The 12,025-nt window shown below is 38.4% G+C and carries 10 protein-coding genes, 3 tRNA genes and 1 pseudogene; 4 read left to right on the forward strand and 10 right to left on the reverse strand.

Going from position 1 to position 12,025, the window contains the following annotated elements; genetic code table 11:
• Positions 1-47: 47 nt before the first annotated feature.
• The 7 genes and pseudogenes from AC4CUY_RS04260 to AC4CUY_RS04290 all read right to left on the reverse strand — a co-directional run bounded on the left by AC4CUY_RS04260 (position 48) and on the right by AC4CUY_RS04290 (position 3,799).
• Positions 48-498: pseudogene (locus tag AC4CUY_RS04260) on the reverse strand (DUF2726 domain-containing protein).
• Between the two features lie 62 nt (positions 499-560).
• A tRNA-Asn gene (locus AC4CUY_RS04265) sits at positions 561-636 on the reverse strand.
• Between the two features lie 604 nt (positions 637-1,240).
• Positions 1,241-1,316 (reverse strand) — tRNA-Asn (locus AC4CUY_RS04270).
• Between the two features lie 5 nt (positions 1,317-1,321).
• Positions 1,322-1,397, reverse strand: a tRNA-Asn gene (locus AC4CUY_RS04275).
• A gap of 74 nt (positions 1,398-1,471) precedes the next feature.
• Positions 1,472-1,867 carry a hypothetical protein gene (locus tag AC4CUY_RS04280; RefSeq protein WP_490773701.1) on the reverse strand — a complete coding sequence of 132 codons (396 nt, stop codon included), beginning with the start codon at positions 1,865-1,867 and terminating at the stop codon, positions 1,472-1,474.
• Positions 1,868-2,194: 327 nt separating this feature from the next.
• On the reverse strand, positions 2,195-2,821 hold the full coding sequence (gene sodB / locus AC4CUY_RS04285) for a superoxide dismutase SodB (protein ID WP_490773702.1): 627 nt from the start codon (positions 2,819-2,821) through the stop codon (positions 2,195-2,197).
• Between the two features lie 219 nt (positions 2,822-3,040).
• On the reverse strand, positions 3,041-3,799 hold the full coding sequence (locus AC4CUY_RS04290) for a Nif3-like dinuclear metal center hexameric protein (RefSeq protein WP_490773703.1): 759 nt from the start codon (positions 3,797-3,799) through the stop codon (positions 3,041-3,043).
• Between the two features lie 171 nt (positions 3,800-3,970).
• Here AC4CUY_RS04290 and AC4CUY_RS04295 point away from each other — a divergent pair, with 171 nt between their 5' ends.
• Positions 3,971-5,146 (forward strand): S1C family serine protease, encoded by a 1,176-nt coding sequence (locus AC4CUY_RS04295; RefSeq protein WP_336952703.1) that lies wholly within the window; start codon positions 3,971-3,973, stop codon positions 5,144-5,146.
• A gap of 86 nt (positions 5,147-5,232) precedes the next feature.
• Here the strand turns inward: AC4CUY_RS04295 and AC4CUY_RS04300 are convergent, their stop codons facing one another.
• From AC4CUY_RS04300 to radA, 3 genes are all read right to left on the reverse strand, one after another.
• Positions 5,233-5,559, reverse strand: a complete 327-nt coding sequence (locus tag AC4CUY_RS04300; protein ID WP_490773704.1) for an EF-hand domain-containing protein — start codon at positions 5,557-5,559, stop codon at positions 5,233-5,235.
• A gap of 182 nt (positions 5,560-5,741) precedes the next feature.
• Positions 5,742-6,743, reverse strand: a complete 1,002-nt coding sequence (locus AC4CUY_RS04305; RefSeq protein ID WP_419329027.1) for a Tim44 domain-containing protein — start codon at positions 6,741-6,743, stop codon at positions 5,742-5,744.
• A 551-nt stretch (positions 6,744-7,294) separates the two neighbouring features.
• Complete coding sequence (radA, locus tag AC4CUY_RS04310) at positions 7,295-8,680, reverse strand: DNA repair protein RadA (protein WP_004722416.1); 1,386 nt, start codon at positions 8,678-8,680, stop codon at positions 7,295-7,297.
• Positions 8,681-8,959: 279 nt separating this feature from the next.
• On the opposite strand from radA, the gene AC4CUY_RS04315 reads away from it, so the two are divergent.
• The 3 genes from AC4CUY_RS04315 (at position 8,960) to lysA (ending at position 12,024) form a co-directional block, all read left to right on the forward strand.
• Positions 8,960-10,360 carry an amino acid permease gene (locus tag AC4CUY_RS04315; protein ID WP_004819689.1) on the forward strand — a complete coding sequence of 467 codons (1,401 nt, stop codon included), beginning with the start codon at positions 8,960-8,962 and terminating at the stop codon, positions 10,358-10,360.
• 155 nt (positions 10,361-10,515) lie between these two features.
• Complete coding sequence (locus AC4CUY_RS04320) at positions 10,516-10,746, forward strand: hypothetical protein (protein WP_034617490.1); 231 nt, start codon at positions 10,516-10,518, stop codon at positions 10,744-10,746.
• 33 nt (positions 10,747-10,779) lie between these two features.
• Complete coding sequence (gene lysA / locus AC4CUY_RS04325; protein WP_336952695.1) at positions 10,780-12,024, forward strand: diaminopimelate decarboxylase; 1,245 nt, start codon at positions 10,780-10,782, stop codon at positions 12,022-12,024.
• Position 12,025 lies beyond the last annotated feature (1 nt).

The raw sequence follows: 12,025 nt of genomic DNA on the forward strand, positions 1-12,025 counted from the left end.
GACATGGCTGAAGGGTATAAGCTTTAAAAATGCTTGGCTGATCATGTTTAATTAGCAATATCTTTTCTTAAATCACGACAACTGGGAATATCTGTATAGCGATATACCTGATAACCTGCTTGCTCTAACATCTCGTCACGTTGTGCATCGATATGCTCTTTGCCAAGGTGACTGGGATCATCGAGTTCAATAATAGCAATTACTTCAAGCTGTTTATCGAGTAAAACAAAATCGGTCACTTTACGATTGAATTTGGAACGCAATTTAAATTGATTGCAATCAATTAATGCGCTAAACGCGACTTGCGCAAGTACATGATGTTGTGGAAAGGCTTCATTTAAACGGAAAAACATTTTCTGTTCAAAAGGGGGTGATCACACGTTTTGCATAATAATGTTTATTTCGAAATAAATACTGACCAAAGCAGGCAAGCAATAAAGCAATGGTTGCGATACTGCCAATCAATAAAAATAAAATTTGATGTAAATCGAGAGACATAAGCGATCGGTATCATATAGACAAGAAAAAACCCACTCAATCATGAGTGGGTTTTTAAAATCTGGCTCTCCAACCTGGGCTCGAACCAGGGACCTGCGGATTAACAGTCCGTCGCTCTACCGACTGAGCTATTGGAGAATCTGGAACGCATTTTAGGGATGAAATGGGAATGGGTCAAGGAAAAATTGTTAAATCCATCATAAAAAAGCATTATTTGCTAAATATTTGATCATTCTGAATAAAAGTAAAGTTGTTTTAAGCGTTCTGAAATTGAGAGTGAAATCAATTATAGTCAACCTGTCAAAAAAACTCAGACTCAAGAATATAATTTCTATTAATATTTTTAATTAAATCAATTTTATGGAAAAAATAAATTGTTAATTATAAAAGCTTGCATCACCACATCTTACATTCAAAGTTTAAATACCTTTGCGTAGGCGATGCCAAAACTTGCGCTGCCAACAAAGCAGTGCTTTGTTTTTGCTCATGGGCGAGGGGGACGTCCTGTACCCCCGCCCAACGGCGACATCTCTGTCGCCCCGCGGTAGGATCACCATCTAGGATTCAAAAGACAAAAATGAATTGATAATCAATAGTTTCTAAAATTTGATACAAAAACATAAGCTTTATTTATAATCAATGACTTGTATGAATAATTAAATGATTTGACCCTACATCTTTTCTTTATAGAAAATAAAGATATAAAAAAGCCCACTGCATGATGAGTGGGCTTTTTAGAATCTGGCTCTTCCACCTGGGCTCGAACCAGGGACCTGCGGATTAACAGTCCGTCGCTCTACCGACTGAGCTATGGAAGAATAGATGGCTCTCCAACCTGGGCTCGAACCAGGGACCTGCGGATTAACAGTCCGTCGCTCTACCGACTGAGCTATTGGAGAATCTGATGCGCATTTTATGGATGAAAGCCAAAGTGGTCAAGTGAAATGATAAGAAAAAAGGCTTAAATGTTTTTTTATTGTCCGAATTTAAAGAGTTTGTATATATATTGATTATTTTTAAAGTTTTCTAGTTCTTTATTCGAGATTAAATGATCATAAGTGATTAAATTTTGTTGCAGTTGGAGAAGGGTTTGTATTCGTTGTGATGGTTTCATTCGGACTAAAGCGCTAAAAATAATCGCGATTTCTAAGATTTGAATATTTTTAAAACGCAAGTTTGATGAAATCACTATATTTTTAGCCCTATAGGCTTTTTTCCACAAAAAATGTTGTTGCATAATTTGATCAATAAACATTAAGTCAAGTTCGTAACACATACCAAAAGAAAAGCCTCTATGTTCTTGCTGTATTTTACGCATGTTGAAAGCGGAAATTTGCGCATAATCGAAGGTGATTTTTATTGCATGCATTTGAATTTGACAAAACTCGGAATGAAAACGTATCTGTGGTCGTCCATGTTTGATCAGCAAAGACAATGAAATAAGTTCAAACAACACAATAAACAGCCAAAACAGGACCACAAAAATGAAAGTGAAGCTGATATCGTCCGAATTGGTAATATAGAGATAACAGGGGATTTGAATGGCGCTAAGCATGGCATAACTATAAAAGATTTTTATTGGATCTGCTTTTACAGTGTAACTAGGATTGATCATATTAGAATTGAAAAAAATGAATCACATAAAAAGGCCATTCTAAAATGAATGGCCTTTATCCAAAAATAAAATGCTTAGATCTTATTTTTCAACACCAGCTTCTTGGCCTGCATATTTCGCGTTTGCATAGTCCCAGTTTACAAGGCTTTCTAAGAAAGTCGAAATGTATTTAGGACGAGCATTACGGAAGTCGATGTAATATGCATGCTCCCAAACGTCAATTGTCAGTACCGCTACTTTGTCATGTGCAAGTGGAGTATCTGCATTTGAAGTTTTAAGAATAGAAAGCTCGCCATTCACTTTATCAGCAACTAACCAAGCCCAACCTGAACCGAATTGAGTTGTTGCAGCAGCAGCGAATTCTTCAGCGAATTTTTCGTAAGAACCGAAAGCCTCATCAATTTTAGCAGCTAAAGCGCCAGTAGCTTTACCGCCACCGTTTTTAGCCATACAGTTCCAGTAGAATGTGTGGTTCCAAACTTGTGCAGCGTTGTTGAATACACCTGCTTTAGATGCATCGCCAGCTACAGCCACAATGATCTCTTCTAAAGTTTTACCTTCAAGATCAGTACCCTTGATTAAGTTGTTTAAGTTTACAACATAGGTATTGTGGTGCTTGTCATGATGATATTCTAAAGTTTCTTTACTGATGTGCGGCGCAAGATCTTCATAGCCGTATGGTAAAGCTGGTAAAGTAATGGTTGTCATGTTTTAAATTCCTTGCATTTAGCTGGGTTTTAACATTAAGTGGCTTTATTGTAATGGATTCTTTCAACAATTGTGCAAGATGTTAAATAACAATACACAATTTATTTCGATTTAATACGTATAAAGAAAATGTAAAAAATGCATCGCATTTTTATGAAAAAATGTCTAATCGGCAAGCCAATATTTGTCTACAAATGAGCTACATTTTTAGGATAACACTTAAATTGGATTGTTGAGTTCGAAATAGCGATAATCAATCTTGAATTGTTCAGCGATCGCTTGACCAAGTTGTTGAACACCGTACCTTTCAGTTGCATGATGACCACATGCATAGTAATGCACATCTAATTCTTTTGCTTCATAAAAAGTACGCTCACTCACTTCACCTGAAATATAGGCATCACAATTCATTGCTGCCGCTTTGCCTATAAAATCCTGTGCTCCGCCTGTACAAAATCCAACTTTTTGGATCAGCGTTTTTTCTGCGGTTAAATGTATGGTATTGAAGCCTAATTTTTCAGTAAGAAGGTGTTTAAAATCTTCTGGTGAGATTGGAGCTTTTAAATAACCGATATTACCAATCGGATTGCGTTCGCTTGGGTCTAAAGCTTCAATATTTTCCAGTCCAAGGATTTTGGCAATCATTGCATTATTCCCTAGTGTTGGATGTGAATCTAAGGGGAGGTGGTATCCAACAAGTGAAATATCATTTTGGATTAATGCTTTGATTCGTTTGCCACGCATGCCTGTGATTGGATAGGGTTCGCCTTTCCAGAAGTAGCCATGATGAACCAAGAGAAGGTCTGCTTGTTGTGCAATTGCTGCATCAATTGCATCCTGTGACGCCGTGACTGCACACAGGATTTTTTTTACTTCAGATCGTCCTTCGATTTGTAATCCATTGGGCGCGTAATCTTTAAATTCATGCGATTTTAAGGTTTGATCAGACCATTGGATGATATCTTTGAGTAAAGCCATGAATAACCTTTAATTAAATTAAGTGTGTTAAGAACATCAAAACATATTTTAAATTGTAACTAAAGCTGAACAAAACTCTTTGTGTTTTTTATGTTTCTTGATTGAATTGCTTTACAATATACAAATTGCTTTTGCATCAATGAATTAAAAAATTCTTAGAGGAATAAAAACGTGCGGCGTTCATTTACTTGGCTCCCTTGGGTTTTACTGATACTGGTTATTATTTGTTTTGTGGTTTGGCAAAAACTTCAACAGCCCAAAGCGCCTATTGCTGCTGATGGTGTGAAAATGCCAGCTGAGAAAGTTGAACCTTTGGTCAATACATCTCGAACGGGCGGTGTGGTGTCCTATAGTGCTGCGGTCAAAGTTGCCGCACCAGCAGTAGTCAATATTTTTACAACTCAAAAAGTAAAACAAAATCATCCATTACTCAATGATCCTGCGTTTAGAGAATTTTTTGGAAATCAGATTCCTGAACAAAATCAAAACCAGAATGAAAATAGTTTGGGTTCAGGGGTAATTGTTCGTCCAGATGGTTATATTTTGACAAATAACCATGTGATTGCTCAAGCAGAACAAATTGTTGTTGCCTTGCAAGATGGTCGTCGTGCTGAAGCAACTGTAATTGGCACAGATCCTGATACAGATTTGGCTGTGATCAAAATAGAATTGAAAGAATTACCTGTATTACCATTTAAATTGAGTGGGAATGAGGTAGGAGATGTTGTACTGGCAATTGGAAACCCATTTGGTGTAGGGCAAACTGTAACTCAGGGTATTATCTCTGCGACAGGCCGTTCTGATCTTGGTATTAATACTTATGAAGATTTTATTCAAACAGATGCAGCAATTAATCCAGGTAACTCTGGTGGTGCATTGATTGATGTGGCGGGGAATTTGATTGGCGTCAATACTGCAATTTTCTCTCAGTCAGGTGGTTCATTGGGCATTGGCTTTGCCATTCCTGCGAAAATCTGTCAACAAATTTTAAATTCGATTTTGAAAGATGGTCGTGTGATTCGTGGATGGATGGGTATTAGTTTAGTCCCACCAACCCAAGCGGATGTATTGCAGCCACGTCAGCCTGGTGTTGTAGTTGCTGATGTATTGAAAAAAGGTCCTGCGGCGGAAGCGGGAATTAAAGTCGGTGATCGTATTATTAAAGTGAATAATGAAGATATTACTTCAACCTCACATTTAATTAATTATGTTGCACTTCAAGCACCAAATACCGATATTCAAGTTGAAGTCATTCGTGGTGAACAAACTGTCAATCTCACTGTTAAAGTGGGTGAACGAAAAGTTCAAAGTGCTGATTCACAGTTTATCCCTTTACCACGACGTTAAGTATCGCAAAAAATTTAGCCCTGATGAATCAGGGCTTTTTTATTTCGAAAATGAAGGTTTTCCTTAGTTCAAAAGACTATTTAGTGTTAGTGAGGCCAATTGGCACAGGGATTAGGTAATAGACTATGGATTGCGCCAACTTCTTCATTTGAGAGCTTTGTATCTTTATTTTTATCTAAGAATTTAAATAATTTAATGTTTTTATCTTGACCTTTAAAGCGTCGGTCATCTGGCCATGGGAGTGGATCAAAGTCTTTGACTTTTAAGAATTCATTGAGCTCAAAGGTACCATTTTTATTTAAATCATAGGTTTTATGGAATTTCTCCCAGTCTAAAGAAGCAGGATCACAGGCAAAGCTAAAGCTTGAAAGTGCGCTACAACTGAGAATTAGACTATAGATTATTTTATTCATTTGTTTTATCCCATTTTTTTAATTAGCTTTGATTATAAAGACAAAGTGATTTTAAACGAATGGCTGCATCTCAACAAAACTATTTCCGTCTTGATTCAACCTATTCGATAGAAAATACTATATTTTTAAAACAAAAAAACAGTGCCGAAGCACTGTTTTTATTGCAATAAAACGCTATTCAATTAACTTTCTTGTTGAATTCCAGCAACTAACCAATCTTGAGTAGACCCTGCTGGTTTAACAAAGTGCCATACTTCTGAGAACGGTACAGGTTGACTATTTAAGTCTTCGCTGACAGTTCCTGTAAAACGAACACTCACCACGTATTGTCCATTTTCTGTTGCACTATCCAATACCAATGCATTTAAGTTCGAAAACTCAGCCACATCTTGATCTTGGTTTGCCATGATATCGCTGTACATTGACTGATAAAGATCAGCTGTTAAATAGCGCTGAATTTCAGCAATGTTGCTCACAGAGTTCATTGACTGAATATGGTTAAAGCGTTGACGAGCAACACGTAAGAAAGCAGCAGGTTCCGTTCCATCTGGAAGTTGATTGCCGCTTTGCATTGACGCTGCACCAAAAGGTGCTTGTGTTGCAGTACCACCATTCACCGACTGACCAAAAATATTGGTAGAGTCATTCGAACTACGTGTCGCATTGTTTTGCCCAAATGGCGTAGATGTTGAACCTGCGCTATTTGGTGCATATGGATTATTACTGGCTAATTTTTTTTTTGCACCGAATTTACGGAATAAGAAGAATGCAGCACCAGCAATCAGGATTAACCAAATCCAACTTGGAATTCCACCTTGTTTCTCTTCTTGTTGAGCAGCTGCTTGTTGTTTCGCTAATTCAGCATCATTGGTCTGAGCTTGTGCGTTACCATTATGATCATCAGCCATCGCATTTGCCGCAATCGCACCTACTGCTGCACCTGCAACACCAGCAGCAACCATTTTACCTACACCAGAACCTGATTTTTGTTGACCAGGTTGAGCAGGCGTTGGTTGTTGAGCAGGCGTAACTTGTCGAGGTTGAGAATAAGACTGACTTGAACTCGAAGAACGGCTCATGCCATGGCTTTTACCACCACCTGCACGTTTTGCTTCAGCTAAAGGTGCTACAGCCAAAGTTGCCATTAAAATACCTGCGATCAAGCCGCGCTGTCGAACTTCCATTGAATCTACCTATATTAAAAAATATGTTGATGAATATGGGTGCAAGCATATTACTGTATTGCTTTCCATAGTTCTCTTTATGCAGTCTTTTTAAGAGAATTTCAATGTTTTTAAGATTTATTTGCACATATATTCACATAAACATAACGAATATATTGCTGGGCTTTTAAAGCTCAATACAGATTTTCTAATCTATTGAAATAATTAAAACAATCAAATTAAAAAGGCTTTTATCATATCGGTGGAATTGTCTTGTGATATACAAATTTAGCGAGGCAATTTATGATAAAAATTCTCATGATTTAAAAGATAATTTAAAGCGTCCAGTAGATAGCTTTTATCTTTTAATTATTTGAATACATATTGATCGCTCAATCCGTTATATAAATGATTAAACCAACTATTGTTTTAGTTTTAGTCAAACATTTAATTTTTATTGGATTTGTGAGGGTTCATTTAAATAAGGGATAAGATACAAATTTTTATTTAAACTATCTATCAACGCAAGTTTACTTCCTTGTAAGGCTTGATCTTATTTTATAACGTGATAATTAGACCTCATCACTCAATTGCATGGCTTCTGTTAACGCCTCATGCAGTCGAGCTACTGCAATGATTTGTACACCTGCAATAGGCTTTTGTGGTGCATTGCCTCTAGGTACGATGATGTATTTAAAACCATGTTTTATGGCTTCTTTTAAGCGCTCTTGTCCATTGGGAACTGGGCGTATTTCACCTGATAACCCTACTTCACCAAATACAGCCAATTGTTGTGGTAAGGCTTTAGAGCGTAAACTTGAAGCACAGGCCAAAAGTACCGCAAGATCAGAACCTGTTTCGGTAATTTTCAAGCCACCCACGACATTGACATAAACGTCTTGTCCAGAGGTCTGTACACCACCATGACGATGCATGACTGCAAGCAACATATTTAAACGGTTTTGTTCTAAGCCCAGTGCAACCCGACGTGGTTGTCCATGCGCATCATCAACCAGTGCTTGAACTTCAACCAATAACGGACGTGTCCCTTCACGACTGATCATCACCACTGAACCGGGAATCGCTTCATCATAACGACTTAAAAAGATGGCAGACGGATTGGCGACTTCTTTTAAGCCCTTATCGGTCATGCCAAATACACCAAGTTCGTTGACCGCACCAAAGCGGTTTTTGACAGCACGAATCATACGGTAGCGGGAGTCAGATTGGCCTTCAAAATACAGTACGCAATCGACCATATGTTCAAGCACACGAGGCCCCGCCAATGCACCTTCTTTGGTGACGTGACCAACAAGAAATAATGCTGTACCACTATTTTTTGCAAACCGAGTCAAGAGTGCAGCTGACTCACGAATTTGCGAAACACCGCCGGGAGCAGATTGTAAGGTTTCAGTATATAAGGTTTGGATTGAGTCAAGGATGGCAACAGCAGGACGTAATTGTGCGAGGGTATCACAAATTCGTTCTACGCAGGTTTCTGCCATGACTTGTAATTTATCGGTAGCTAAGTCAAGACGATTGGCACGTAAAGCTACTTGTGAAAGTGATTCTTCACCAGTGACATAGAGCGCTGAATTCTTCGCAGCAGCCATATGGGTTGCGGTTTGTAAAAGAATGGTAGATTTACCAATACCGGGGTCACCCCCAATCAGGACGACAGAACCTGTGACTAAACCACCACCTAGCACACGATCAAATTCGCCAATACCCGTAGCTAAACGTGTTTCATTAGACACTGTAATCTGATTGAGTAAAGTGACATTGGCTGCTTGTCCTGCATATCCACCGCCCATAGGTTTGGCGCGATGTGATACGACAGGTTCTATTCGCACTTCAGTCAGAGAATTCCATTCACCACAGTCGGAACATTGACCTGCCCATTTTGGATGGTCTGTACCACATTGTTCACAACGATAAACAGTTTTAACTTTGCCCATTTTGAGTGCGTTCACCTTTTGAATGATCTGCTGAATGTACCAATAGCGCTATTGAAATACAATTTTTTGTGCAACATCTCGCCAAAAACTATTTTGGCACGTAAACTGCAAATCGAAGGAACGGTAAAAATAAGAAAGGTAAGGGATAGTCATTTGACTATTAAATAAGCTAAAAGATGAAAAAACTTAGTTATTTTAAGTATTCATTGAAAAAGGCTTTTTTATTTTTTTTGTTTTAAGCTACTTTTAAACAACGAAATCTGAGAGAAGAATATAACAATGTCAAATGAAAACCTCAGTTCTTCTGCGGAAACAGGTGAACTAGCAAGAAGTTTATCGAATCGTCATCTACAATTAATTGCAATTGGTGGTGCGATTGGTACAGGCTTATTTATGGGTTCAGGAAAGACGATTAGTCTTGCAGGACCATCCATATTATTTATTTACATGATCATTGGTTTGATGGTTTTTTTCGTCATGCGTGCGCTTGGTGAACTGTTACTTTCAAACTTGCAATACAAGTCATTTATTGATTTTTCTACAGATTTGATCGGACCATGGGCAGGCTATTTTGTCGGATGGACTTATTGGCTGTGCTGGATCACTATTGGTATCGCAGATTTATCTGCAATTATCTATTACTTACAGTTCTTCAATAATGGGGTGCCCTTTACCCCGACTGAAGGGGCCATGATTAGTGTTGCCGCAATCTTCTTTATTTTAGGATTGAACCTAGTCACAGTAAAACTGTTTGGTGAATTGGAATTCTGGTTTGCGCTGATCAAAATTATTGCCATTGTGGTGTTAATTTTGGTGGGTTTCTGGATGATTTTTACTGGCTTTACCTCGGCAGCAACAGGTCAAGTGGCGTCATTTACTCATCTTTGGGATCATGGTGGAATGTTCCCGAAAGGTTTTGAAGGCTTCTTAGCAGGCTTCCAAATTGCCATATTTGCTTTTGTCGGTGTTGAACTTGTTGGTACCACCGCAGCAGAAACCAAAGATCCAGAGAAGAACTTACCTAAAGCAGTTAACTCAATCCCAATCCGTATTATTTTCTTCTATGTATTGGCGTTAGTGATTGTTATGTCAGTTACACCATGGAATATGATTGATCCTAAAGTTAGCCCATTTGTGAACTTGTTTAGTCAAGCGGGAATTGCTGCGGCTGCAATCATTATGAACTTGGTGGTTCTTTCTTCTGTAATGTCTTCAATGAACAGTGGTGTATTCTCAACAAGTCGTATGCTATTTGGTCTTTCTCGTGAAGATCAAGGTCCTAAAGCATTTGGTCTGTTAAATAAACGCGCAGTTCCAGCGAATGCTTTATATTTCTCTGGTGTATGTCTATTGGGTGGTGCGGCATTACAATACTTCGTTCCTAATACTGTCGAAGCATTTACTTTAGCAACCACACTGTCCACGATCTTGTTTATCTTGGTATGGATTATTATTTTGTGGAGTTACTTGGTGTATTACAAAACACGCCCAGAACTTCATGCAAAATCAGTGTTTAAATTACCAGGTGGACCGATTACTTGTTATATCGTGATCATTTTCTTTGTCGGTACGATTGGTATTCTTGCATTAGAACCAGATACAATGAAATCATTGATGGTCAGTCCAATCTGGCTCATTATCCTTGCGATTGGTTATTTCTGTTTTTATAAGAAAAAATAGTTATTAACGATTTCAATGATATTGATAAGAAAACGTCAGTAATTTACTGGCGTTTTTTTTATTCTCATTTTAAGCTTTAATGCTTCCGCTTTGGTCTATATTTTAGATTCAAGGTATAAGGTATACTGACGAAAATTTTGGAAATAGGTGAACAAATGCGTTTTGCAATTTGTGGCATCGGTTTAGTTTTAGCAAGTGCTGTGTTGGTGGGTTGTGGTCAATCAGGCAATTTGCAATTGGCAAACAGTCAAGACTATGACAAACGTGCCAAATATTTGCTCTATTCAAAAGATGCCAATAAAGCTGCCCAAAGCAAGGCAAAAGTGCAAGATCAGACAGCTGTTGCAGATCAGTCTGTGCCCGCATCTCAAGCTACTTCAAACTAAACCTAATTACACTTTCATTGAAAGGATAGATTCATGAGTTTCTCCCGCATTCATGGGGTATTGCATGCAGAGCAATGTTCTTTAGATCAACTCGCGCAGCAATATGGCACACCGCTTTATGTTTATTCAAAGGCAACTTTTGAAAAGCATTATTTGGATATGGATCAGGCATTTAGCTTTATCGATCATCAAATTTGTTTTGCGGTGAAGTCAAACTCAAATCTTGCGGTATTGAATGTATTGGCAAAATTAGGCTCAGGCTTTGATATTGTCACAGGTGGTGAGCTTGCGCGAGTCCTTGCCGCAGGTGGAGATGCTACAAAAATCGTATTCTCAGGTTTAGGCAAACAAGAAGCAGATATTCAAAAAGCCCTAGAAGTGGGGATTGCGTGCTTTAATGTGGAATCTCATGCTGAGCTTGATCGAATTCAGAAAGTTGCGGCAGCTTTAGGTACAAAAGCTCCGATTTCGTTACGGGTAAACCCCGATGTAGATGCGAAAACCCATCCTTATATTTCGACAGGTTTAAAAGAAAATAAATTTGGTATTCCATCAGATTCAGTTTTTGAAACTTATCAATATGCAGCGTCTTTACCTAACCTTGATGTGATTGGAATTGATTGTCACATTGGTTCGCAATTAACTGAAACACAACCTTTCGTAGATGCGCTTGACCGCGTCATTATGATGATTGCAAAATTAAAAGAATTGGGCATCCAGCTGAAACACATCGATATTGGTGGCGGTTTAGGGGTGACCTATAAAGATGAAACACCGCCAAGTGTTGCAGAATATGCCAACGCAATGCGTCCAGCTTTAGAGAAATTAGGCTTAAAAGTTTATATGGAACCGGGTCGCAGTATTTCAGCAAATGCTGGGGTATTGGTGACGAAAGTTGATTTGTTAAAACCAACCAATCATCGTAATTTCGCAATTATTGATGCTGCAATGAATGACTTGATTCGTCCCTCGCTTTACCAAGCGTGGATGGACATTCAAGCTGTGGTATCGCGTACAGATCTTGAAGCAAAAACATGGGATATCGTGGGTGCCATTTGTGAAACAGGCGATTTCCTCGGTAAAGAACGTGAACTTGCCATTCAGGAAAATGACAATCTTGCTGTTTTAGGTGCTGGTGCGTATGGTTTTGTCATGAGTTCAAATTATAACAGCCGTGGTCGTGCTGCTGAAGTCATGGTCGATGCTGACCAGTCGTATGTGATTCGTAAGAGAGAAACGATTGAATCACTTTGGGAAAATGAAAGCTTATTGCCTTAAG

Source organism: Acinetobacter sp. 778_lipA, from assembly GCF_058242985.1.